Genomic DNA, 22,928 nt, shown 5'->3' on the forward strand with positions numbered 1-22,928 from the left:
GATCAGTTTTCCGTCGCGGTGGGTTCACCAGCCCCTTGGACGATGATCTCGGCCTCGGGTTCGGTCAGCACCCCATCGAGCAGCGCCACATCGAGCGCGGCTTTGAGTTGCGGGTCGCTCTGGGCGAGCGCCTGCACGCGCTCTTGCAACTCGCGATTGGCTTCCTTGGTGATGATCGCTTGCCACAACGGCCAAGCCATAAAGGAAAACATCGCCACGAGGGCCATGGTGAGCGCAAATTTCTTCGTTTCGCTTCGCAAAGTTGAGATTCTCCCCAATGAACGCTTCGGGATGCGTTCGAAATTTGATTTTGCTCAACCACTGGCTTGCGCCAGTGGCTATTGCAAATGATGATGGAACACGTTGTCCTTACACGGTGCCTTGAGCGGCGGCCAAAGCCTCGCGGAGCTTGCCTTCGTCTTCGTGCGACAAATTGGATTGAATCACCGTGCCGCCGAATTGCTTGAGCTCGTCCAGCACCTTGTCGGCGGTCATTTGACGGATCAACACGCACAGCGCGGCCGTGCCCGGCTTGAGCGTCTCGGCCATGCTTTTCATCACCTTGTCGTCGATGCCGACGTCGCTGAGCGCGCCGGAGATCGCCCCCGCGCTGGCGCCCACGGCCAATCCGAACAGCGGATTCAAGAACAACATCCCAACGAGCGTGCCCCAGAAACCTCCCCCAGCCGCACCTGCTGCCGTGAGGTTGTACATCTGCCGCAGCTTGACTTTGCCGTTCTCCTCGCGAACTGCGACCACGGCATCGGCCAAATCAATGAGATAATCTTTTTGCATTTTCAGCAACGCGATGCGAACCTCTTCCGCCTTAATTTCGCTTTCGTAGCCAATCACAATTAATGTTGCCATGTTGATGCTCCTCATCTGCAATAGGTAGGGTTCTTCGATTTCGCTTGCCGCATCTTAACAGATGCTCATTAAGCTTCCAGGGTCGCTAGCGCCACGGCCAAACGGCAGCCTTGCGCGAATTCCGGCAAGTCGACGTATTCTTTGATCGTGTGGATCTCGTACTGGCCCGCGCCGATCGTGACGGTCGGCACGCCGTGCTTATCGAGCCAATTCGCGTCCAAACCGCCGTTGGAAAAAACGGTTGTCGGCTTGAGGCCAATCGCTTCGACGGCCCGCTTGGCATGTTTCACGGCGGGGGAATCATCGGCCAAGTTGAACGGCGGATAGGATTTCACGGCCGTGAATTTCACCTCCGCCGTTTCGCCGTCGACGTCTTTCACTTCGGCCTGCGCCTTTTCGAAGACCTGGCGATAGGCGTCGGCAATCGTCGCCGCGAACGCCGCATCGGAGCTGCGGGCTTCGCCTTTGATATGCACGTAGTCGGTCACGACGTTCGTGGCATCCCCGGCAGGCTTGTTGTTCTTGCCGCCGAATACCCCGGGATTGCTTGTTCCTTTGCCCTCGGGCTTGACCACTTTGCCGAACCAACCCGAGCGATGGGCTTCGGTGAGCGCGATCGAAGCGACCAGCGTTGCCGAAATGCCTTTTTCGGGGGCAACACCAGCGTGCGAGGCTTTGCCTTTGATCTCGACGTCCCAATTCTGTTGGCCCACCGCGCCGGTGATCAAGTCCGATGCGAGTTTGCTATCGACATTGAAACACATGACGGCCCCTTCGAGATCTTTGGGGTCCAGTTCGCGGGCACCATGCAGGCCACTTTCTTCACGGACGGTGAATAGTAGCGTAATCGGTGGATGCGGCAGTTTATTCTTGTAAAGCGTCTCGACCAAACTCACGAGCACGGCACAGCCGGTGCGATTGTCGCCCCCCAGTGCGGTCGTTCCGTCGGTGACGATACGGTCCCCTTCGCGTTTAGGTTTCGCGCCGGCACACAAGGGCACGGTATCCAAATGCGTCGAGAACAATAGTCGCGGCCCCGGGCGCGTGCCCGGCAAGCTGACGATGAGATTCCCCGTTTCGGTCGGCAAGGGAATGCGTTCGTTCACGGTATCGAAGCGAATCGCCGACGCGGGAACACCCACTTTTTTCAAAGCGTCGGACACCGCTTCGGCAATCGCCTTCTCTTGGCCGGTGACACCTTCGACCCGCAAGAATCGCATGAGATGATCTTCCGCCGCCTTCACGTCGAGGGGAATTGAGTTCGCCATGATTGTTTACCTCAAATGAATGGAAAATTTTTACAGACCCCAAGGAAGTCCCATGACTTGCCAGGCGACAAACAGTGCGGTCCAGAGCAGGAACATCCACACGACGTACGGCAACATCAGCGCGACCAACGTGCCGACGCCAGCATTCTTGTCATATTTTTGGCAGAATGTCACCACGAGCGCAAAATACGCATTGAGGGGCGTGATCGTATTGATTGGCGAATCGCCGATGCGATACGCGGCCAGCACCGCTTCGGGATCGACGTCGAGCTTCACCAGCAGCGGCACGAAAATCGGCGCGAAGATGGCCCACTTGGCGATGGCCCCCGTGATGAGCAAATCGAGAATCGCCACGACCACGATAAAGCCGATCAGCAGCCACAGCGGGCCGATGTTAGCGTCTTGCAGAACGCTGGCCATCTTCACGGCGAGGATTGTCCCCATGTTGGTGTAATTAAAGTACGCGATGAACTGGCTGATGATGAGCAACAAGAAAATCAATCCGCCAAGATTCGAAATCGCTTTCTCCATCGCTTTGATCACGGCGGTGGAGCTATTCATGGTTTTGGCCCCCCAGCCGTAGGCGATGCCGGTCACCATAAAAAGCACCATGATCACGGCGATCAGTCCGTTCATGAAGGGCGAGTTGCCAATGATCGAACCGGTTTCCGGGTCACGCAGCGGTGCGCCGGGTGGCAAGGTCAGTAAGCCAAAGAAGACCAACACACCGACCAAGGCCCAGCCGGCGTAACGCAGGCCACGGGATTCGTCGGCCGAGAGGCCTTCGCTTTTTTCATCCTTCTTCGCGGACTGGTACTTACCCAAGCGAGGTTCGATTACTTTTTCGGTAATCAGCGCAATCAGCACGGTGAGAAACAACACCGACACGATGGAAAACCAGAGATTGGCCGTGAGGCCGATCGTGAGGTCGGGGTTCACCAATTGAATCGCATCGTTAGTGAACTCGGTGAGAATCGCGTCGAGCGGTTTGATGAGCATGTTGACCGTAAAGGCCCCCGCGACGGCGGCAAAGCCCGCGGCAAGTCCGGCGAGCGGGTGGCGACCGACGCTCAAAAACGCCGTTCCCGCAAGGGGAATCAACACCAAATAACCCGCGTCGGCGGCAATGCTGGAAAGAATGCCCACAAGCACCAAAAAATAAGTGAGGGCTCCCTTGGGCGACACGATCACGAGCTTGCGAATCAACGCGTTCACAAGGCCCGACTCTTCAGCCACACCGACGCCGACCATCGCCACGATGATCAAACCGACGGCCGTGAAACTCATGAAGCTGGGAATGAGCGTCGTATAGATGAAGCGCATGCCGTCGAAGGTCAACAAGCTCCGCACACTCGTCGTGGTGGTTTCGACTTCATACGACGTGGGAAGTTCCACACCGTAGGCCACGTCGGTGCCGAGTTGGTACGTGTCGTAGGGATTGGCTTGTTTGATCGTTTCGTATTCCGTGGGGACGATCACTTCGTGGGTCTCCCCGGCCCCCGCGAGATACAACACGTGTGAGAGCACGATCACCAGCGCGATCAAAATCAAAAAGATGATCGCCGGGTGAGGGACTTTATTCCCGACGCGCTCGACAACATCCAGCAGTTTCTGAACAGTGGACTTGGAAGCTTCTTTCGTGGCCATTTGTGGTCCTTTCGGGAATAAACAACCAGCCGGGAATTAAAACGGTAGTAGCCATGGTACCATCGCGACACTCACCACCAACACAACCAAGCTAAAGGGGACACCTACTTTGACGAAATCGCCAAACGTGTAGTTGCCCGGCGTGACCACCAACGTGTTCACGGGTGACGAAACCGGAGTCATGAACGCGGTCGACGCGGCCAGGGCCACGATCATCGCAAACGGGTAGGGCGAGGCATTGAAGTCCCCAGCAATCGCCAGTGCCACGGGGGCCATCAACACGGCAGTCGCCGTATTGGAAATGAACATCCCCAAAATCGCCGTGATCGCAAACAAGGTGGCGAGCACAACTCGTGGACCGGCATTGCCAATCACATTCATCAATCCATCCGCGGCCATTTCGACACCGCCGGTCCGTTCGAGTGCGAGCGAAAAGGGCAACATGCCGACGATCAGCACCAACGTCTTCCAATCGATCGCGCGGTAGGCACTGTTGAGATCGATGCAGCCGAGGGCCCCCATCAACAAGCAGCCAATCAACGCGGCTTGCACGTTGGGGACCACACCACTGACCATCAGCACGATCACCAACAACAGACAAAATACAGCCTGCGCCATCCTGCCGGGGACCGGCAAAACTTCATCAAGTTCCACGGGCGTGTTGTAGACCACCACGTCGCGGCCCACTCCCGAGAGATTGCGAATCGCTGTCCAGGGACCTATCACCAAGAGCGTATCACCGATTTTCAGTTTTTCTTCGCGCAAACCCACTTCATAGGTATCCTGCCCACGGCGCAGACCGATCACGGTCAGGCGATACTTGCGGCGAAAGTCGATCTCGATCAACGTTTTGTCGATCAACTCCGAGTTCGCCGGCAGGATCACTTCGGCCATGCCGATTTCTTGCGAACGATCGGTGAAGTAACCGCCCGTCATGGGGAGTTCGGTGAGGCCGTAGCGCTGCCGGAGTTCTTCGAGCCGCGCGTTTTCTGCAAACAGATCGACGAACAAAATATCGCCGACGCGAATTTCGGTGCTGGGGCTGGGTTGAATCAAAGAGCCGTGCCGCTCGATGGCAACCAAATTCGCCCCCGAGTTGTCGCGCATCCGGGCGTCGGCCACCGATTTTCCCACCAAGGGTGAGCTTTCGAGCACGCGGACCCGATGCTCGCGGTTGGCAAGTTTGTATTCTTGCACCCAATCAAGCAGCGTTGTCCGCCGCGAGAGACTCTCATCACCCACCTGGCCCGTGCTCAGCCAACGCCGCGCGAACAGCATGTAGCCAATCCCTAAAGCCAGAATCGGCATGCCGAACGGAGTGAAGCTAAAAAATTGAAAACCCTCGGCCCCATGCCGCGTAAGTTCGCTGTTGACCACCAAGTTGGGGGCAGTCGCCACGAGCGTCATCATGCCACTGATCAATGCGGCGGAACTCAGCGGCATCATCAATTGGCTCGGCGCCGTGCCGGTGCTTTGAGCGATTCGTAACGCCACGGGAATAAAGATCGCCGTCACGGCCGTGGAGCTCATCATCGAGCCCAAGCCGCAGACCACGAGCATCAACAGCACGAGTAACTTTGTTTCGCTGCTACCCGCTTTGGCGGTCAGCCAATCGCCCAGATAACGCGCGACGCCCGTGCGGACCAAGCCATCACCAATCACAAACAGCGCGGCAATCAGCACGATGTTCGGATCACTAAATCCTGTGAGCGCTTCGCCCATGCTGAGCACACCCGTGAAAGGCAATGCCGTCAACATAATCAACGCGACGGCATCCATGCGGGGCTTGTTGATCGCGAACATGATGATCGCGGTCACGAGCAACAACAACACAACGACGAGCTCAAAACTCATGTGTTCCAAACAATTGAAGAGTTCGTGGCGAAATAGTGCAGTGTTGGCCGTTCCGTCGCCAAACACACGATCATTTATAATCTGGCTGTTTGGTGACCACCAGTGGAAAGGTGATTGATTCCCCGTGAAAAGCTGTGATTTTCACACACTTAGAAGTTGTATTGCAGCAGTGCGTCGATGCGGTTGGCGTCGGCGGATTGGCCGTTGAAATTCACGCGCTCGCCCCACAGATATTCGATGCCACACGACAACCGTGGAATGGGGAGCCACCACAAACTGGTGGCCAGATAGGTGCCCGATTCATAAGTCGTACCCGGCTGGCCGATGTTGTCGTCGGCGTGGGCTTGCGAGTAGGTCGTGTTGCACAGCCAACTTGCGTTGAACCAATGTTCGTAACTCGCGTTCCAACCCAGTGCATCAACCAATTCAAATTCTCCGGTGATCGGGTTCACTTGCCCGTCGAGCCCTTGGCCGACGAGGTCTTGCACATAACGGCCGATGCCCGGGCCCCATGTGCATTGCATCAACATCCGGCTCCGCGTAAGTCCCGAAGGATCGGGATCGTGGACGGGATCGGTACACATCAACATGGCCCACGGATGAATGACCGCGCTGCCGCTGACGCCCACCCCGGTTTCGGTTTCCGTTTCTCCGCCGGTGGGTCGATAACCGATCGAACGCAACAACGAAGAGACTTGCAAATGCCCCCGCGTGGCTTCAAATCTCAAGTGCGTGCTGAAGTCAGGGACTTCTTGCACCGCCGTCCCCAAACCGTTGGTCGTAATATCCGAGAAGGGGCGTTCCATCGCGGTGGCCCAATACAAACGGTCGGCAAGCGGCAACGTCATCCGCAGCGATGGCTGCCGTTGGTTGATCCACCCGTTGGGGCCATTGAAATCAACCAGGCTCGGCCAGTTCTGGGCGTCCATGAACGCGGAGTTTTGTTGCCCGAAGCGAAAGATACCGAAGTCGACAAAGGCATGACGCAAACGAAACGGATTGCCGCCGCCACCTGCCGCTTGAGCGGGGCCGTTGAAGAAGTCCCCTTCGATAAGCGTGTGGACGTTCCAATCGCGGAAGGTTGTCGGCGTCCACGATTCGATCCCAAAGCGGCTCATCCGCGCACTCACGTTGAAATTGCGGCCTTCTTCCTGCGGCACGGGAATCGTGTTCGGCACAAAGGCGTCGGTGCTGCCCATGGGATTGAAGTCGCCCAAGGCCATCAACCGCGCGAAGCCACGGAAGCGGAATGAGGTGGTTGATCCCGGCACGAGGAACGAACCGGGGAACATCCCTTGCGTCACATAGTTGCCAGATCCTGTGCTGACGCGAACCGGCGTGGTGATCCGTGAAAATTCCGGCACTCCCGGCGCGTCTTGATAATCGCGAGGTTCGTAACCCCCAGGAGCGTAGTCGGGCAGGGCCCGCGCGCCGATGTCGGGCGTGTTGTAATACGCGGGATTGAAATAGTAGCTCGGAAATTGCGGAGCCGTGCGGCGATAAGTATCGTAATCGCGATACGCATCCGGCGCGTTCTGAATCAGGCCGGGGTCGTCCTCGAGCGCGTATTCCAGCGGTTGTTGCATCGCCACTTGCAGCGGTGCTTCTTCCAGATTGTCGATTGGCTCTTCTTCAACAGGTGGCAGTTCCAGTTGCGCGACCGCCAATGGCGCGTACATAACGACGAACAACATCGTCGTGAGAGACGCTAACCAGCCGTGTACGCCACTAAAAGCCATCGGAGAAACCGCCACAACGAAAAGAGTTCGCCGCGAAAGACGACGGAACACTCTACTTAATCGGCAAGGCTTTCCACCAACACCAGAAATTGTGGTTGAAGCGTCACTAAGAAGAGGTGCCAGCAGGAGTTGTGATAGCAAATGCCTTTTACAACTCCCCCTAGCCCCTCCCGCAAGGGAGGGGGGATCAGCCAAGTTTCAAAATTTAACTGTACGTTTTGAAATACAAAGACGGCCTTAATGTTACTGCTGTTATATAGAAGCCACCGGCTGAACACGGTTGTTCGGCGAACAATAAGCCACCATACATGTCTTGTGGGCAATCACCTTGTCTGCTCGCGGTTCGCCATGAGCTGAATCACTACCAACCACGCGAATCACCGCAGGCCATTCTTCGCAGTATTCGTCGGTCATTTTCAGAGCGATCAAAGATCCGCCAATTTCTCTCGTCGGCACGAGAGATGCTTCTTAAGTTTTGCTCATTCATTGTCGCGGCTGAGCGAATGCTCGAAAAACAAGAGAATCTGTCCAAGCTGCGTGGTGTTTCCCAGACCCGTGTTTCAGAGGGAGAACGATCATGAGAGTAGTTAGGTATTCAGCCTTGGTGTTGGGGCTCGTTTGTTGCAATTTGGCGATGGCCCAAACCCAAGTCGACATCGATGCCGATGTCAATCGCGGTGAGCGAGTTGAAGACCGCCGAGGTCAACTCGGCGAAAATCGCGACCAACGGCAAGACAATCGCCAAGATCGCCGTGCGAACCGCGAAGGCGTGGTGGATCGCGTTGGTGATGCGATTGAAAACAATACAGCGAGCAACAATGCCAATCTCGATCAATTCATCGCGACTTGCCTGTTGATTGGCAATCAAGAAGAAGTCGCGATGGCTCAAGAAGCCGTTGATCGGGCCGAGAACAAGCAGGTCAAGGAATTCGCTCAAAAGTTAGTCGATGATCATCAAAAGGCGATTCAAAAGCTGCAGCAACATGCCAATCAAAGCATGGGCTTAAACGTGAACGGCGATGCGACCGCAGATCGTTCATCAGAGGGAGATAAGTATGTCTCAACTGATTCGGCAACAGCTCAGCGTTATACTGCGAACAAAGTTGACATCAACAGTAGCAACATGGCCGGCAGTGGTGCGCTCAATCAAGTTCTGCAAATGAATCGCCAGGCGGCTCAAGAATGCTTGTCGATGACCAAGTCGATGATGCAAGAAAAGCAAGGCGCGGAATTTGACAAGGCGTTTGCCGGCAGCCAAATCGGTGCTCATGTGGGAATGCTTGCCAAGCTGAAAGCCAGCCAGCAACATGCTTCGCCGGAGCTTGCTTCGATCATCAAAGAATCCGAGCAATCGGTGCAGCAACACTTGGATCATGCCAAGCAGTTGTGCCAGGAACTCGAATCGCAACAAGCGAGCAATCGCTAATTGTTGACGAATTCTCGATAGAGCCACCGTGTTCTTTAAAGCACGGTGGCTTTTTTATGCGCGTTCAAAGCTATTCAATCGCGATCGTGCGGAAGTTATCGAAGTTAAACTGCCCAAACGCGAACTGCGGGAACAAGCTGTATAAACCGCGCGTGAAATATTGGTGTATGAACTCGTCGGTCGCCTGAATTTGTGTCTTAGGCACGACCACGATATCGGAATCATTCAGCCAGATTTCGTCCGCTGGGGCAGGGCGGCGTCCGTAGAGTGCGCCCTTGATGTCGAGCATCGTCGCCATGAGCCGCCAATCGTCACCTCGGCGAAACACGACCACCTGACGCAAGTTGGCGCCGGGATGCCAACCACCAGCCATCGCGAGGGCTCCCATCAAAGTCGTGGGACCGGTGAGCGTGTATTGCCCCGGTTTGACGACTTCACCCAGAACATACACATAGCGCGGGGCCCGCTGATCGAGCACCGGCGTGACGTCGACGCCGGGAATCGTCGCATTATATCGGGCATCGATTTCGTCGCTCAATTCTTCGAGCGTCAGCCCTTGGGCACACAAGGCACCAATGCCGGGCATATAAACCTTGCCCGCGGGGGTGACCGTCAACTTGAGATTGATACCACCCACGCCTTGCCGCGCGTCGACCGAAGCAATCAAATCTTGCAATCGCGTGTTGACTTTGATCGGAGTGACCGTGATCGCGGGGACCTTGTAATACTTTTTGTAAAGCTCTTCCAGATGCTCGCGAAGACCATCAACAGTCATCCGTGCCGCGCGGACTTGCCCCAACAACGGGAGCGTAATCGTGCCGTCGGGTTGAACTTCAAGTTCACGGAAAATGCGATCCCCGGAACCGGAGTTGTCGCTCGCGCTCGCCGAGGGGGCAGTATCGCCAGTGAGCGATTCCACGCGGACGACGTCGCCGACTTGCAGTTCGTAGGGCGTCGATGTTTCTTCACGAGTCAGACGAAACACAAACGCGATCTGATCGTCCACCCGCAGCCTATACTCGGGCACATGGGGTGTGCGGGCATGTCCGACGTATTCCCCCTGGGCGTAGGATTGCCAATCGACGCTGTGCGTGCGGGCTTTCCAACCGACTTCGCCCTGTCCGACTCCCGCTGTGCTGTCGACCGACCAAATCGGAAAGGGTGCCGCGGGGTTCACGCATTCCTGCGCATGCACAAACGTCGCGCTCAGTAGCACGACAAGCGTCAGCCAAACTTCGCAACGAATCATTCGTGGAAAATTCATGGTGTGTGTCTTAACGCCAAACGGTCGTGGGGGCGGCCTGCGCGGGAGCAGCAGCCCGGTTGGCCACTTGCGGAGCGGGTGTCGTAAACGTATTCATCTGATCGCGGGAAAATTCTTGTTGCGAAACCCAATTCACATTCTGCCGTGGGCCGCGTCCTTGCTGGGCCAGCAATTGCGACTTCGTGCGGCTCGACTGAGCGTCCTGAGGCCGTCCCATCTCCTCCTGCACGCGGGCCAGATTGCGATAGACCACCGCGTTGGGTTGCTCGGCGGCGACCTGCGAAAGCAAATGCTGTGCTTCCGGGAAGTGACCTGTCTCGGCGAGCAGCACGCCGAGTTCGTGGGCGGCCAGATAATTTTCGTTGTGTGCGAGTAATGCCGCCTGTTGGAAGGCGACAGCCCGCCGCGTGGCGTGTGGGTGATGCTCGGCTTCGGTGGCACCAAGTTGGCTGTTGAGTTTCCCCAGCGAGTACAACGCCATCGAACCCGCGGGTTCGCCAGCAACGGCAACCGCTAATTTGATTTGGGCATAACGGTTATAGCGTTTCATCATTTGAGTGGGCAGAATTTTCGCGAGGTCGAGTTCCCGTGCGAGGGGCGTCCGATGCGCGGCACAAACGATGTCGAGCCTCATCTCGGCTTCAAGTTGCGAACCACTGGGAGCAAAGTCTTCCGCTTCATCCAAAGCTCGCAGTCCTGCCGCCAAACTTTCGGAGCGCGAACGGGTCGATTCGCGGGCATCCTTGGCTTGCGAAATCAACCGTAGCACTTCGATCAACTGCTTGCGGGCAGCGTAAGCGGCACCACGTTGATTCAATTTGTAAGCCGCGGCAATTTTCTCGCGGCATTCTTGATCAAGCTTGGCATCGGTCAGCACGCCGGTGGTCGCGGTCAAGGTTTCGTGCTCGATCACGTTGAGCAGATGCCGTTCTTCGCGCGAGAGTTCGTTGTAAGCAGGGACTTCAATCGCACGAACGCGCGGCTTGGTTTCGGGAGCAACTTCGGGCTCGGGCATGGGAACATCCAAGCCGGCAAACTCATCGGGCGAGCTGAAGCCTTCGGTGGTCGATTCTGCTTCCGGCAAATCTTCCTCGGCTCGATTGACCTCGCCCAGGGTTTGCACGGTCGGCGAAGACTCAAATTCTCGTTCTGTTTCCGCAACACTCGGCAGGCAAATGAGCCGGGTATCGTCCGAGAATTGCCAATAGGGGGACTTCTCAGCAGTTGCGGGTTCGGTTGTGTTGGCGACTTGTTCGACATGCGGCGCGGGCAAAGAATCGGCTTCGACAGCGACTGACCAGACTTGGTTCGTCTGCGAGACATCCCCCGACCATTCCAAATACAGCCGCTCCATTTCCACGGGATCGGTCTTGTTGCAGCCGGACAAAAGCAGCGCGCAACCGACCCACAGGTGCAGAGCACACGTGAAACGTTGCAGTCGATGGCGACGGCGGCGCAGCGAACGATGACGGGGCATCAGTTCAACCTTCCCTGGATGAACGATTGCGGTGGGCAGTACTTCCCCGGCGGGTCGTACTTCGTGATTTTGATTCGACCACCGCGGACGGGTCGAATCAGCAAAACCCCTACCATCGGACTTGAGTCGTTCGGCGTACCCGCTACAAACGGTACAGACTGACCGTTCTAATTGCTAGCAGCGGAATAATCGGCAGAGTTTATCTGCCGCAAGCGGCTTTAGAACATCCGCAACTGAAACCGCCCCGTGACCGGATGGGCGTTGAAACCCGCCGCTTGGAGATGCCCCACGAATTCGGCGGGGCCATGCGTGCAATAGATTTCACTCGCCCCGACGCGTTCCGCCGTTTCCAGCAGTTGGTCAAAGTCGGCGTGATCCGACAAGGGGAGCGCATAGTCCACGCCGTAGCGGTACTTCGCCCCCGCATCCATGGCCCAACCGCTGACCAAAAAACTGACGGGATGCTGAATCCCTGTCAGGCGAAAATTTTTCATGCCGCGCGGAAGCGTCACCACGGCGTGATCGGGTTTCAGTTTGCCGTTGAAGACCGACACCTCGCCCAGATCCATACCGCATTTCTTGTAAACCTGACTCACCGCGAAGATATCGGGATGCTGCTGCACGGGAATCCCCGCAAGCGTGAGGATCTTGGTCACTTCCTGCGACTTGCCCAAGGCATAGGCGTGAATCACCGGCGTGCGGCCTTCGCCGAGGACCTTACGAACAAGCTCGATCAATTCGGCAACGACATCTTCGCGCGGCGGGATGCGATACTTCGGTTTGCCAAACGTGCATTCCATCACCAGGATGTCGGCTGGGGGGAGTTCCGCTTCTTCGCAAGTCGCCGACGGACCCAGTTTGAAATCGCCGGTGAAGAGCAAGCGCTTGTCGCCGTCGTCGGCGAGCAACATGGCTGAACCCAAGCAATGCCCCGCGGGATAGGTCGTCAGCGTGAACGGACCGAAGGGCACAGGTTGGCGATGGGGCAGGTCGGTTGTACGGCGCAATCCCAAGCGGTGCTGATAGAGCTTCGAGGTGGCCGACGTGCAGAGGGCCACCTCATGCCGCGCGATGTGGTCGGCATGGGCATGCGAAACGAAGCCGACCTTCTGCCGTCGCGTAACGTCGAGCGCGAGCCCCGCTTGAGTGAGAAACAGACCCTGATCCCAGTGAAACATGTGCGATATTATAGCGGAATCTGTTCCAGGGGCGACGAAGAACGCCACTTCATGCTGGCTTGGCGGCCCACATCTCGATTTCCACCAGAAAACCTGGATACAACACGCAGCCGATCGTCGTGCGCACCGGTTTGGGATCCGGCATGAGCGCAACGTACACGTCGTTGAATCGCGACCAATCTTGCATGTCGGCCAGAAACACGCTCACTTTGAACACGTCGTTGAAATCGCAACCCGCCGTGGCCAACTGAAGGCGGCAATTTTCCAACGTCGCGCGCGTTTGTTCCTCGATGGTCTCACCAACAACGTTGCCCTCTAAATCCACGGCGACCTGACCGGAGATGACGACCAGCGTATTGGCACGCACTTCGAGGACGGGCGAATACGGGCCAGCGGTGGCATCCTGCACGGCACCAGCGGGAACTTTTTTATTCATGAAATTCTCTACGTTTCAATTCTTTGATGCCCTGGCTATTGATCGCCTCCGCGCGCGGGAACGACCACCTCGGTGAACGTCAGTCGTGCGATCCGCGCCATAGTCGTGCCTAAAGGAATTAGCGAAAGTCATTCTGGGCTTTTCCGCAAAGCCCTGGTGATGATTATGGCATAAGGGAGCGGGCAACGGAATTCGGAATGAGGACTTTGTTCAACTGCCATGCAAACGGGGCTGGGAATCATTCCCAATACCGCTCAACACCTTATCCCAAGCCCTAGTATCTGTTCGTGAAATAGTCAGGCCGTCATCTAGCGGGCAATCCAAAGGCTAATGGTATTGCTCCAGATTTTAATGCCGGTTTAGAATTCCGACATACTTTGCGACACGGAGCGTTACTAATGAGACTGGTTTATTCGTTACTGTTGGTTCTTGTCTTAGCGGCTGTTAGCGATGCGAAGCCGATCACATTCATTTTTGAGGGGCAAACATCCGGATATTCCGATATTTTCGAGGCAGATTTTTCATCGTTTGTGGTGACGGCTAAAGGTGATACTTTAGATCGGATTGTGAATAACTCCGGTCAAAAACTGTATTCGTCCTTGATTGCGAAGACCGCGTCAGTTGAACTTACGGGGCTTGGCACTGTTATACTTGACAATCCGTTTTGGCCCGACAAGCTTCAAGTTTACGGCGCAGGCATCGCACAATCGGGCCCATATCTCATAGCGTTTGCCCCGGGCAGCCATATGTTGGCTATTGCCCCGTTGCAAAATTGGGATTGGAATTCTTCTGTCGGGCCGATCAGCTTAACCGGCATGACGGACGGTTGGGTGGATTGGATGGGCAGCTTTGTGTACGGTAGCTTTCCTCTCACTTTCACCGCTATTGTCACACCCGAGCCAAGTTCAATTTGTCTTTGCATCGGCTCGATTGTGCTGTTAGGTATCCGGCGACTTGGATAATCGTCATGGTTCTCAGACGACTCTGAAAACAAGAATGACTCTTATTGAGCTTGTCGCCGTTCTAATGCTGTTATGCTTTGGAATAGCGTGCGGCATTTGCGGCAATACGATGTGGGGATTCTGGATTGGAATACTTTTTGGCATTTTGTGTGTTATCCTTGCCGCCACAACACTACAACTAGTTGCTAACTTTGCATCCTTTCTTCATCAAAGAAAACTTTCGAGAATTATTCATTGCAATTGTAAGACACGCCGCCCTGATGAATATCAATGGTCATATGACAAAGAACTAGAAAAGTCGATTGTGAAGTTTAAGTGTGGGCGGAAGTACTACCTTGCAAAGAGAGAATTGCGAGAGATTGAAAAGAATATTGACCAAAACTAAGTGGCCGTCGAAGAGAAACAATAGTTTATTCGCTTCGTCAGGATCACGAAGATTTTGCCAATCTATCTCTCGTGACGACATTGATGCTCAGCGTTTAATGCATCAAATGTTTGCGATCAAGCGTTTCTTGTATCTAAAATATCGCTAGCTTTCCAGAACTCTTTTCGGGCATAGTGCCTCATAGCTCCCGCGTCTTAACCTTGCCAAGGGCTTGCAACGCATCATCAGCCATGGCGTCGAGTCGCGCAGCGCGGGCATCGGCCTCGATTTGTTGATCCCAAGCTTCGCCATCGTACTCAGTAAACCACGCGCGAAACTGGGCCAGTTCGTCTGCAGAGAGTCCTGCAACAGCGTGTTCGAGTTCGTGGAGTGTCATAACGTAAGTTTAGTCCGGTTTGAGTTTGCTATCAAATAGGCGAATTCCCGGAGGGCGGTGGCCCTCCGGCTGAGTTTGTCCGCTAGCAGTGCCGGCATTTTCGTTGATTTGACAACGTTTTCTTGCAGCGACTCTGCCGGCTCTGCCGAAGATACCGACAACACTGTGTGGCATTACGCCGCGCTGTGGCCAATTTGAAAGGGGGGCTACCTTTCACGTTGGAACGTCGACCACCATGCGTGGCACGCTTGTCTTACTTCTGATGTGCGGAATGCTGCTCGCGCAGTCGGGTTGCAGCTTGGTGCTGCCCACGATTAGCGACGAGCCTGTGATCCGCAATCCGTTCCCACAACTGAGCGTTGTGGCGATAGCACCGTTCTTCAATCAAAGCGACGAACCGACTCTTGACGGTCGCGCGGTGGCGATGGCTTACTTCGCCGAGCTGCAAAAGACGCCCGGCTTTGAAGTCGTGCCGGTGAACGTCGTCGAAGAAGCGATCATCCTGCATCGCATCGATCTGGCTGGTCCTGGCGAAGCACGTCGACTGGCGCAGATCTTGGGCGTCGATGCCGTCATCATTGGATCGGTCACCGACTACACACCTTACTATCCGCCGCGGCTCGGCTTGCGCGTCGAATGGTACACAGCCAACCCCGGCTTCCACGAAATTCCTGCTGGCTATGGCTTGCCGTGGTACACGCCCGAGGAAGAGTTCATTCCCGATTCGCTCGTGTATGAAGCGAAGATGTCGCTGGCTCGCGCGCAAATGGAAGGGCAAGCCCCCGCTTGCGATCAAGTGATTCAACCGTTGCCGGCACCAGGCAAGTCGCCCACGCCAGCAACGCCACCGCAAAGCGATTCCGAAACGTACGAACTCGAATCGCGCGAAAGCTTGCTCGAAGAACATAGCAGTACCAGCACCTCGAATGAATTGCGACTCGTGCAAGCGATTGAAGAGCTCCCCCTGACGGCACCCACGCCCGCGGAACCAATGCCAGCCCAAGCCATGCCAGCGCAAGGAGCGCCAGCAGCGATGTGCGTCGGCAATTCTTCCGCAGCAGGCATGGAAGGACCATGCCTCACAAACGGACCAGGCGGAACAATCACCCCATACCCACTCACTTGGGAAGGCGGAGTGGGTTTTGCGCCACCACTGTCAGACTCAGAACGGCCCGCTTGCATGCCCAATAATGGGCCCGTGTTGATGCACACGCGAATCTATCGCGGGACCGATCGCGACCTCACCGAAGCATTAAAAGGCTATGTTTATCATAGAGACGATGCACGCTTCGGTGGCTGGGAGGCTTACTTACAACGCAGCGACGACTTCATCCGCTTCTGCTGTCACATGCATATCTCCGAAATGCTGTCAGCCCGCGGTGGGGCGCGAAAAACACGGGTGTTGTGGGCATGGCCTGAAAGCCGATAGAGGCGTAAGGAAACTGTTCTCGCCGGAATGAAGTTTCCACCGAGCCGGAGGCTCGGACCCCATTGCCCGAGTAGTGACCCCTATTCGAGTGAACCCCGCGTATGTCCCTGCTGCCATGGACCGGCACTATGGATGCAGAGCTTCCCCCCGCGCTGCCGCACGGAGAGCTGCAACTGTGAACGATGACGACATCAATGTGTTAGCCCTGGTCAAAGGCCAAGAGCGCTACATTTTTTTGTACGACGACTCGCAACGGGCCGAGGCTCTGCGTGTGCTTGGTCGGTACGCTTCGAATCCTGAACTGAGTTTCAGTTGGTACGACGCCGCCGTGCTGAGCCAAAAGATTCGTCAGATGACGCACGAAGCCAAGAGCGAAGCCAAACCCAAGAATCGGATCTCGCTGACGCAGCCGCTTGATTTTGAAGAGTAGCAGAAAGAGGTCAGCGGCCAGACGTCTGAGATCAGATTTCATGACTCCGACTTCTTATCCTGACCACCGACCTCTCGCCTCTGGCCTCTACAAAGATGCAACGCCAAATCGCTCAATTCTTGCGTCACTTGCAGATTGAACGGGGCGCATCGCATTACACGCTCAAGAGCTACCGCGAGGATCTCACCGCGTTCGCTGATTATTACAGCGAAGAGGATGGCAGCTGCCCCGAACCGGCCGCGATCACGCCGATGGAACTTCGCGGTTTCCTTTCGGCGATGCACGAAGCCGGCTACGCGAAAACTTCCATCGCGCGCAAGCTCGCGGCGCTGCGAAGCTTTTATCGCTTCGGCCAGCGCGACGGCTGGGCGAAGACCAATCCCGCCACGGCGCTGCGCAATCCCCGCAAGTCGCACAAGCTGCCGCATTTTCTTTCGACCGACGAAGTGGGCAAGTTGCTGAGCGCACCTCAAGGAAAGACCGCGATGGCGCTCCGCGATCGCGCGATCCTCGAAACGCTGTACTCAGGTGGGCTGCGTGTGAGCGAGCTCGTGGATCTCAACGACGGCGATCTCGACTTCGCGCAAGGGATCGTGAAAGTCCGCGGCAAAGGCCGCAAAGAGCGGCTCGCCCCACTGGGTTCGTTCGCGGCGAAAGCGCTCAAAGATTGGCTCGCGGAACGCACCTTAGCCAAGACGGAAAAGCAGGGCCGCGAAGCGCCCGTGTTTGTGAATCGCCTGGGAACGCGGCTCACCACGCGAAGTGTGGGCCGCATGTTAGAAAAGTATCTCGCGCAAGCAGGCCTCGATGGCCGCACGAGCCCGCACACCCTGCGGCATAGTTTTGCGACTCATCTCTTGGATCGCGGAGCCGACATTCGCAGCGTGCAAGAACTTTTGGGCCACAAGAGTTTGGTGACCACCCAAATCTACACGCACGTGAGCACCAACAATCTGCGTCTGGCCTACGAAAAGGCCCATCCGCGAGCGAAATAGCCGCTTGCGGCTTAGCTCAGAAGGCGGCAAGCCGCGCTCGTCTCCGACTCGCTTGCCTCGCGGCTAACTTTTTCTTGTAACACTTCGCGCGACTTCTCGCTTAGCACCGTAACTACAGCAACCTTTTTCGTCGGCGGCCGTGGTTTTGGGTGAGCAGGCAACTACCCGGCACTCGTTGTGTCGGCCACGTGCCGCCGGCGATCGTTTTTATAGCCGCGATGCGATGCATCGCCGGGGCACCGGCGATCAGGTCTGATCGCGGCTGCTTCATGCACGATCGTTAAAATCGGAACTCCCTGGCGCAACTTGGGCGTCGATTTTTTGACCGCTGCCTCTTCGTAACGTAGATATTTAGCGACAACCCATTGTGAAATCTCCCCACCGGTAATCGCCTGTTTCCGCCACTCCCCAGCGGCAGGTCGCCGTTTCACATGTTTCGCACCCGCGAAACGCATTGGTTGCACCAGACCACATTTGCATTTGCGCTGGAAATTTCTCGCGAAATTTCTGCCGCTTCACGCCGGGGAGTATCTCGCACCATGTCTCAAGGTTCCATGTTGTTGGTTGACGACGACCGTCACGTCCTCGAATCGATGGCCGATTGGCTTCGTAGCCAGAATCTCCAAGTCGAAACATCCACAGGTTATTCGGACGCCCTCGACAAGCTGCGCCGCAAGTCTTATGAATTGGCGCTCGTCGACGTTCGTCTGCAAGACGGCGATGGCTTTGATCTGCTCGAACAGATTCGCCGCGGCTTTCCTCAAACCAACGTCGTGCTGATGACTGGCTACGGCGACGGCGATTCCGCGGTCGAAGCGCTCCGTTCTGGGGCATTTGATTATCTCACCAAGCCGCTCATCGACGAAGAATTGTTGATGACGATTGAGCGCGCCTTTGCTCAACGCGAAGTGATTGAAGAAAACAAGCAGCTGCGCAAGCAACTCGACAAACATCACGCCATGGACAGCGTCGTCGGACAAGATCCGCGGATGCTACGCGTGTTTGATATGGTCACCAGCGTGGCCGATACCAAAGCCACGGTTTTGATCACAGGTGAAAGCGGCACGGGCAAATCGATGATTGCCCGCGCGATTCACCGCCAAAGCGGACGCAGCGGCAAGCCGTTTATTGAAGTCGCGTGTGGCGCGCTGCCCGAAAATTTGCTTGAAAGCGAATTGTTCGGCCACGTCGCCGGTGCCTTCACGGGAGCCACGGGCGATAAGATCGGCAAGTTCATGCAAGCCAACGGCGGCACGATCTTCCTCGACGAAATCGGCACGGCCAGCCCCGCGATGCAAGTGAAGTTGCTCCGCGTGTTGCAAGAACTTGAGTTCGAACAAGTCGGCGGCTCGAAGACATTCAAAGTCGACGTGCGCGTGATCTTGGCCACGAACGAAGATTTGGCCCAAGCGGTTGCTGCCGGCAGATTCCGTCAGGACTTGTACTACCGCATCAACGTGATCAACGTTGAGCTGCCCGCATTGCGTGAACGTCGCAGCGATATTCCGCTGTTGGCTCAAACTTTCCTCGCGGAACTTCGCGAAGATACGAATCGGCCCGTGACGGGGTTCAGCGATGAAGCCTTGCTCGCCCTTGAATCGTATCCTTGGCCGGGCAATATCCGTGAGTTGCAAAACGTCGTCGAGCGGGCCGTGTTGCTGGGCAAGGGGGAAGTCATCGTCCCCGCGGATTTGCCACGCGAAATTGCTGGTGGTCCTACGATGACCATGTCGCGAGTGGGCAGCCGAACGCTCAAAGAGGCTCTTGAAGAACCCGAGCGGCAGATCATTCTCGATGTGCTCGAGTCGAACAATTGGAACCGCAATGCCACGGCTGACTCATTGGGCGTGAACCGCACGACGCTCTATAAAAAGATGAAAAAACTTGGCCTGGAAGACGGGAAATACGCTGAAAGATAATGTGCAGATTTTGAACATTGATAACGCCCAGGGATTGCAATTCCTGGGCGTTTTTTTGAGTAATTAATTCTTGCTGGTGCTACCACTGAATCATTTGCGAAAACAATCCCACAATTTAGTTGCTTCGCTTGTAACCCCTCATTACATTCTGGGTAGATTCAATTCTCGGGCAGCGGAGGGGAGTATATTCCGCAGCTCGATTCCGTAAGTGCGGCCGTGTGAAACGCGGCGATTGATTCATCATCGATTTCAGGGAAACCTCTAGTCGTGAATCCGCGGCCGCACCCCCTTCATGCGATTATTAGCACACCATGATTGGCACCTTGAGTACAGACGCTAAGCCGCAAGCGACTACTTGCGGCTTAGCGTCTTATTGATGTGCCAATTCAATAACGCGTCGGCTCGACGTGCCGCAGATCGTCGGCACTATATTGATTCGGAACGAGTTGTTCGTTCTCGGCGACTTGATAGCGAATCGCCCGGGCGTTGCCGTCCCACGTGATTTCTTTGATCACCGCCGTGCGAGGCGTGTTGCGATAACCGCGCGACAGGACTTCGACCCAGTCGCCGATTTCAAAACCTTCGGGCACAACCTCTTGCCACAGCGTGCGCATCACGCGCAAGCGAACGTCGCCGTAGTAGAGGATCACATAAGGATTCTCTTCGCCATCGCGGCGAAAGATGCGCTGGCTCGGAATCATTTGCCGAGCAAGCTCCACGTCCTCGGGATGGACCCAATCGTTGCCATCTTCCGGCCACCAAGGATAGCAGCCATATTTCGGATCAACTTTCATCGCGCCTCATGCTCGGCCGAAGAACAGGCTGCCCCCCAGGCTGCCAGCCGAACCCCTTCTCATTTGTCAGTTTATGCTGGGTCGTGAGAATTGTCATCCTTTGCAAATCCGTGTTAGCCGCAGGCGGCAGCCGACGGTTAAGCCACGATCACCGCTGGCTTCCGCCTGCGGCTAGTAGGAATTCCACGACAATTTCGAGTTAAGCTCGTGGGTCACATTTGCACGGTGAGCAAACTATACTTGAGGGACAACAAACCGCACCCTCAAGTTACGGCTATGAACCTTCACGAATTCTTCGATCACCACGGCATGGCGAACAATCCGTTCGCGGATGAAGACGCGCAAACCGATCCTGTTTTTCAAGGCCGTTGCCGCACGAGCACGTTTCATCCCAATTGGGACAAGGTGTACGGCGATCCCGCGAACCCCGGCACGTCGATCGTGTTTGGCGAAAAGGGAGCGGGCAAAACGGCGATGCGGATGCAGGTCGTGGCCCAGATCGAAGAGTTCAACCGCCAGCACGAAAACAATAGCTCGTTCGTGATTGAATACGACGACTTCAATCCGTTTTTGGATCGCTTTGCCGAACGGTTGAGCGCGCGGACCCGCCGCAAGCCAACCAAGGTGCTCGACGAATGGAAACTTTGGGACCATGTCGATGCGATTCTCTCGCTCGGGGTGACCAGCGTGGTCGACCGTTTACTCGGTGTGTCGCAACCCAGCGGCCCGGCGGGGAACACACTGCCCGACGATTCCGTCCGGCGGCTCGATCGTTTTCAACGCCGGGACTTGCTGTTGCTTGCCGCGTGTTACGACAATTCACTTACCGAATCATTTGATGCGCGTTGGTTTCGCTTGCGCCGCAAACTGCGTTACATCCCTTGGCAGAATTGGGGCATCAAGCTGATCGGCCTCCTCACGACTATTGGCGTCATCGGCACGGCGTACTATCAACAGCGCTTCGATTGGTTCAAAACGGTTTGGCCCTGGTTAATCATTGCGTTGGGTTGGGCACCGCTCTTGGCCCAAGTTTGGCGGTGGTGGATGCAATCATTCAGCATATCGCGCAACTTGCGCACCGTGACCCGCAACATTAATCCACTCCGCCGTGTGTTGATGCAGTTCTCCGGCCGCGACATCAATGGCCAGCCGCTTCCCAGCAAGCGCCGCACGGATGACCGCTACGAACTGCTCTACAAGTTCCAGGGAGTGCTCAAGGCCCTGGGATTCTCGGGGATTGTCGTGCTGGTCGACCGCGTCGACGAACCGCATCTGATCAATGGCTCGCTTGAAAATATGAAGGGGCTGGTCTGGTCGATGCTCGACAACAAGTTCCTCAAGCAACCTGGTTTGGGACTCAAACTGCTGCTGCCGATTGAGCTATCGCAGTATGTGCAAAACGAGGGGCACGATTTCTTTCAGCGCGCTCGGCTTGATAAGCAAAACATGATTCCGTCGCTCGAATGGACGGGAGCCTCGCTCTACGATTTGGCCAATGCCCGCGTGGCGGCCTGTGCCAAGGAAGGGGCCTCGCCGATATTGCAAGAGATGTTCGACCCCAGCATCAGCAGCCAACGGTTGATCGATGCCTTCGCGATGCTGCGCGTTCCTCGGCATTTGTTCAAATTCTTGTACCGGTTGCTCGTGGCCCACTGTCAAAGCTTTGTCGATAGCGATCCTTCCTGGCAGATCAGCCCCGCGACGTTTGAAGCGCAGCTAGCACTCTATCGCCGCGATAAAGAAGCGGTCGACCGCGGTTTATCGGTCGCGTCGCCCATTTAACCGCTCGCGGCTTAGCGCCTTTTCATGCCGTGAATTCTCGGTCGTGGGACACGACCGGCTAACCTTGACCGTCATCGGCCCTTTTGACACACTCCGCCCCCTTGAATGGAGTTACTGTTCCCCGAGCGAAGAGGTGCCGCGATGCGTCAACAAATTTCCCTACTGTTCGCGATTGGCATGTTGGCAATTTCAGCCGGCTGTGGATCGCCAGCGTCGACGGGTGAAGAAGCGATCGCTCAAGTCGTGCAGCAATTCCTCGACGGCGTGCGTACCGCTGATGCCGAAACAACCAATCGACTGCTCACCCCCAAGGCCTTGGAACAAACCACGGCCTACGACATGGAAATCGCTCCGCCGGGAAGTCCCACGGCCAAGTTTGAAATTGGCGCCATTGAAATCGTGAAGCCTGATCGCGCCGTGGCCGAGACCGTGTGGCGCGACGTTGATCCCGATGGCAAACCGTTTGAAGATAATATGACGTGGGCGCTGAAGATGATCGACAACGAGTGGCGGATCTGCGGCATGGCCGCCGAGATTGGTCCCGATCAAGAACCGATTGTGCTCGACTTTGAAGATCCGACCGAGATCTTGCGTCTGCAAAAGAACAGGTCAGCGCAGCAAACCCCAGGCGAGACACCACTCCAAGCGACTCAGCCTCCGCAAGACCCGTTTCGTACGGTCCCCCGCTAACTGTGCGGTG

The 22,928-nt window shown here is 56.2% G+C and carries 22 protein-coding genes; 8 read left to right on the forward strand and 14 right to left on the reverse strand.

The window, feature by feature from the left end:
• Window positions 1-2: 2 nt before the first annotated feature.
• The 7 genes from AC6T8Q_RS01550 to AC6T8Q_RS01580 all read right to left on the reverse strand — a co-directional run bounded on the left by AC6T8Q_RS01550 (window position 3) and on the right by AC6T8Q_RS01580 (window position 7,831).
• Window positions 3-260, reverse strand: coding sequence for a hypothetical protein (locus AC6T8Q_RS01550; protein ID WP_500677417.1), 258 nt, complete (start codon window positions 258-260; stop codon window positions 3-5).
• 109 nt (window positions 261-369) lie between these two features.
• Complete coding sequence (locus AC6T8Q_RS01555; protein WP_500677418.1) at window positions 370-867, reverse strand: DUF1269 domain-containing protein; 498 nt, start codon at window positions 865-867, stop codon at window positions 370-372.
• 68 nt (window positions 868-935) lie between these two features.
• Window positions 936-2,135 (reverse strand): M20/M25/M40 family metallo-hydrolase, encoded by a 1,200-nt coding sequence (locus tag AC6T8Q_RS01560; RefSeq protein WP_500677419.1) that lies wholly within the window; start codon window positions 2,133-2,135, stop codon window positions 936-938.
• A gap of 30 nt (window positions 2,136-2,165) precedes the next feature.
• Entirely contained in the window at window positions 2,166-3,782 is a 1,617-nt protein-coding gene (locus AC6T8Q_RS01565; protein ID WP_500677420.1) for an AbgT family transporter, read from the reverse strand.
• 36 nt (window positions 3,783-3,818) lie between these two features.
• Window positions 3,819-5,636: an SLC13 family permease gene (locus AC6T8Q_RS01570; RefSeq protein WP_500677421.1), complete on the reverse strand. Its 1,818-nt coding sequence runs from the start codon at window positions 5,634-5,636 to the stop codon at window positions 3,819-3,821.
• 149 nt (window positions 5,637-5,785) lie between these two features.
• Window positions 5,786-7,330, reverse strand: coding sequence for a DcaP family trimeric outer membrane transporter (locus AC6T8Q_RS01575; protein ID WP_500677422.1), 1,545 nt, complete (start codon window positions 7,328-7,330; stop codon window positions 5,786-5,788).
• A 297-nt stretch (window positions 7,331-7,627) separates the two neighbouring features.
• Window positions 7,628-7,831 (reverse strand): hypothetical protein, encoded by a 204-nt coding sequence (locus AC6T8Q_RS01580; RefSeq protein ID WP_500677423.1) that lies wholly within the window; start codon window positions 7,829-7,831, stop codon window positions 7,628-7,630.
• A 121-nt stretch (window positions 7,832-7,952) separates the two neighbouring features.
• On the opposite strand from AC6T8Q_RS01580, the gene AC6T8Q_RS01585 reads away from it, so the two are divergent.
• Window positions 7,953-8,801, forward strand: coding sequence for a DUF4142 domain-containing protein (locus AC6T8Q_RS01585; protein ID WP_500677424.1), 849 nt, complete (start codon window positions 7,953-7,955; stop codon window positions 8,799-8,801).
• Between the two features lie 70 nt (window positions 8,802-8,871).
• On the opposite strand, the gene AC6T8Q_RS01590 is transcribed toward AC6T8Q_RS01585, so the two are convergent.
• From AC6T8Q_RS01590 to AC6T8Q_RS01605, 4 genes are all read right to left on the reverse strand, one after another.
• A complete protein-coding gene (locus tag AC6T8Q_RS01590; protein WP_500677425.1) occupies window positions 8,872-10,065 on the reverse strand; it encodes a polysaccharide biosynthesis/export family protein in 1,194 nt (397 codons plus the stop codon).
• A gap of 10 nt (window positions 10,066-10,075) precedes the next feature.
• Window positions 10,076-11,542, reverse strand: a complete 1,467-nt coding sequence (locus AC6T8Q_RS01595; protein WP_500677426.1) for a hypothetical protein — start codon at window positions 11,540-11,542, stop codon at window positions 10,076-10,078.
• A 218-nt stretch (window positions 11,543-11,760) separates the two neighbouring features.
• Complete coding sequence (locus AC6T8Q_RS01600) at window positions 11,761-12,720, reverse strand: hypothetical protein (protein ID WP_500677427.1); 960 nt, start codon at window positions 12,718-12,720, stop codon at window positions 11,761-11,763.
• A gap of 49 nt (window positions 12,721-12,769) precedes the next feature.
• On the reverse strand, window positions 12,770-13,156 hold the full coding sequence (locus AC6T8Q_RS01605; RefSeq protein ID WP_500677428.1) for a RidA family protein: 387 nt from the start codon (window positions 13,154-13,156) through the stop codon (window positions 12,770-12,772).
• 398 nt (window positions 13,157-13,554) lie between these two features.
• Between AC6T8Q_RS01605 and AC6T8Q_RS01610 the strand changes: the two genes are divergently transcribed.
• The gene (locus tag AC6T8Q_RS01610) at window positions 13,555-14,118 is read left to right on the forward strand and encodes a hypothetical protein (protein WP_500677429.1); all 564 of its coding nucleotides are present in this window, start codon (window positions 13,555-13,557) and stop codon (window positions 14,116-14,118) included.
• A gap of 563 nt (window positions 14,119-14,681) precedes the next feature.
• Here the strand turns inward: AC6T8Q_RS01610 and AC6T8Q_RS01615 are convergent.
• On the reverse strand, window positions 14,682-14,879 hold the full coding sequence (locus AC6T8Q_RS01615; RefSeq protein ID WP_500677430.1) for a hypothetical protein: 198 nt from the start codon (window positions 14,877-14,879) through the stop codon (window positions 14,682-14,684).
• Between the two features lie 235 nt (window positions 14,880-15,114).
• Between AC6T8Q_RS01615 and AC6T8Q_RS01620 the strand changes: the two genes are divergently transcribed.
• The 3 genes from AC6T8Q_RS01620 to xerC all read left to right on the forward strand — a co-directional run bounded on the left by AC6T8Q_RS01620 (window position 15,115) and on the right by xerC (window position 17,733).
• Entirely contained in the window at window positions 15,115-16,308 is a 1,194-nt protein-coding gene (locus AC6T8Q_RS01620) for a hypothetical protein (protein WP_500677431.1), read from the forward strand.
• A gap of 175 nt (window positions 16,309-16,483) precedes the next feature.
• A complete protein-coding gene (locus AC6T8Q_RS01625; RefSeq protein ID WP_496920710.1) occupies window positions 16,484-16,738 on the forward strand; it encodes a hypothetical protein in 255 nt (84 codons plus the stop codon).
• A gap of 95 nt (window positions 16,739-16,833) precedes the next feature.
• Window positions 16,834-17,733, forward strand: a complete 900-nt coding sequence (xerC, locus tag AC6T8Q_RS01630; RefSeq protein ID WP_500677432.1) for a tyrosine recombinase XerC — start codon at window positions 16,834-16,836, stop codon at window positions 17,731-17,733.
• Between the two features lie 161 nt (window positions 17,734-17,894).
• Here the strand turns inward: xerC and AC6T8Q_RS01635 are convergent, their stop codons facing one another.
• Window positions 17,895-18,164, reverse strand: coding sequence for a hypothetical protein (locus AC6T8Q_RS01635; protein ID WP_500677433.1), 270 nt, complete (start codon window positions 18,162-18,164; stop codon window positions 17,895-17,897).
• A 108-nt stretch (window positions 18,165-18,272) separates the two neighbouring features.
• Here AC6T8Q_RS01635 and AC6T8Q_RS01640 point away from each other — a divergent pair, with 108 nt between their 5' ends.
• On the forward strand, window positions 18,273-19,652 hold the full coding sequence (locus tag AC6T8Q_RS01640; RefSeq protein WP_500677434.1) for a sigma-54-dependent transcriptional regulator: 1,380 nt from the start codon (window positions 18,273-18,275) through the stop codon (window positions 19,650-19,652).
• Between the two features lie 386 nt (window positions 19,653-20,038).
• Here the strand turns inward: AC6T8Q_RS01640 and AC6T8Q_RS01645 are convergent, their stop codons facing one another.
• Window positions 20,039-20,446 carry a DUF6960 family protein gene (locus AC6T8Q_RS01645; protein WP_500677435.1) on the reverse strand — a complete coding sequence of 136 codons (408 nt, stop codon included), beginning with the start codon at window positions 20,444-20,446 and terminating at the stop codon, window positions 20,039-20,041.
• A gap of 276 nt (window positions 20,447-20,722) precedes the next feature.
• Here AC6T8Q_RS01645 and AC6T8Q_RS01650 point away from each other — a divergent pair, with 276 nt between their 5' ends.
• Together AC6T8Q_RS01650 and AC6T8Q_RS01655 are read left to right on the forward strand one after the other, a co-directional pair.
• Window positions 20,723-22,228 (forward strand): hypothetical protein, encoded by a 1,506-nt coding sequence (locus tag AC6T8Q_RS01650; RefSeq protein ID WP_500677436.1) that lies wholly within the window; start codon window positions 20,723-20,725, stop codon window positions 22,226-22,228.
• Between the two features lie 141 nt (window positions 22,229-22,369).
• Window positions 22,370-22,918, forward strand: a complete 549-nt coding sequence (locus tag AC6T8Q_RS01655) for a nuclear transport factor 2 family protein (RefSeq protein ID WP_500677437.1) — start codon at window positions 22,370-22,372, stop codon at window positions 22,916-22,918.
• Window positions 22,919-22,928: the final 10 nt, after the last annotated feature.

This window comes from Bythopirellula sp., assembly GCF_041737835.1.
Taxonomy (GTDB): domain Bacteria; phylum Planctomycetota; class Planctomycetia; order Pirellulales; family Lacipirellulaceae; genus Bythopirellula.

What these genes read in the sequence shown, in the direction of transcription:
- AC6T8Q_RS01590 (WP_500677425.1), bottom strand. Translation starts at nt 10,065, where the DNA reads ATGAATTTTCCACGAATGATTCGTTGCGAAGTTTGGCTGACGCTTGTC.
- AC6T8Q_RS01575 (WP_500677422.1), bottom strand. Translation starts at nt 7,330, where the DNA reads ATGTTGTTCGTCGTTATGTACGCGCCATTGGCGGTCGCGCAACTGGAA.
- AC6T8Q_RS01640 (WP_500677434.1), top strand. Translation starts at nt 18,273, where the DNA reads ATGTCTCAAGGTTCCATGTTGTTGGTTGACGACGACCGTCACGTCCTC.
- AC6T8Q_RS01600 (WP_500677427.1), bottom strand. Translation starts at nt 12,720, where the DNA reads ATGTTTCACTGGGATCAGGGTCTGTTTCTCACTCAAGCGGGGCTCGCG.
- xerC (WP_500677432.1), top strand. Translation starts at nt 16,834, where the DNA reads ATGCAACGCCAAATCGCTCAATTCTTGCGTCACTTGCAGATTGAACGG.
- AC6T8Q_RS01555 (WP_500677418.1), bottom strand. Translation starts at nt 867, where the DNA reads ATGGCAACATTAATTGTGATTGGCTACGAAAGCGAAATTAAGGCGGAA.
- AC6T8Q_RS01570 (WP_500677421.1), bottom strand. Translation starts at nt 5,636, where the DNA reads ATGAGTTTTGAGCTCGTCGTTGTGTTGTTGTTGCTCGTGACCGCGATC.
- AC6T8Q_RS01650 (WP_500677436.1), top strand. Translation starts at nt 20,723, where the DNA reads ATGAACCTTCACGAATTCTTCGATCACCACGGCATGGCGAACAATCCG.
- AC6T8Q_RS01610 (WP_500677429.1), top strand. Translation starts at nt 13,555, where the DNA reads ATGAGACTGGTTTATTCGTTACTGTTGGTTCTTGTCTTAGCGGCTGTT.
- AC6T8Q_RS01620 (WP_500677431.1), top strand. Translation starts at nt 15,115, where the DNA reads ATGCGTGGCACGCTTGTCTTACTTCTGATGTGCGGAATGCTGCTCGCG.
- AC6T8Q_RS01645 (WP_500677435.1), bottom strand. Translation starts at nt 20,446, where the DNA reads ATGAAAGTTGATCCGAAATATGGCTGCTATCCTTGGTGGCCGGAAGAT.
- AC6T8Q_RS01655 (WP_500677437.1), top strand. Translation starts at nt 22,370, where the DNA reads ATGCGTCAACAAATTTCCCTACTGTTCGCGATTGGCATGTTGGCAATT.
- AC6T8Q_RS01560 (WP_500677419.1), bottom strand. Translation starts at nt 2,135, where the DNA reads ATGGCGAACTCAATTCCCCTCGACGTGAAGGCGGCGGAAGATCATCTC.
- AC6T8Q_RS01615 (WP_500677430.1), bottom strand. Translation starts at nt 14,879, where the DNA reads ATGACACTCCACGAACTCGAACACGCTGTTGCAGGACTCTCTGCAGAC.
- AC6T8Q_RS01585 (WP_500677424.1), top strand. Translation starts at nt 7,953, where the DNA reads ATGAGAGTAGTTAGGTATTCAGCCTTGGTGTTGGGGCTCGTTTGTTGC.
- AC6T8Q_RS01595 (WP_500677426.1), bottom strand. Translation starts at nt 11,542, where the DNA reads ATGCCCCGTCATCGTTCGCTGCGCCGCCGTCGCCATCGACTGCAACGT.
- AC6T8Q_RS01565 (WP_500677420.1), bottom strand. Translation starts at nt 3,782, where the DNA reads ATGGCCACGAAAGAAGCTTCCAAGTCCACTGTTCAGAAACTGCTGGAT.
- AC6T8Q_RS01605 (WP_500677428.1), bottom strand. Translation starts at nt 13,156, where the DNA reads ATGAATAAAAAAGTTCCCGCTGGTGCCGTGCAGGATGCCACCGCTGGC.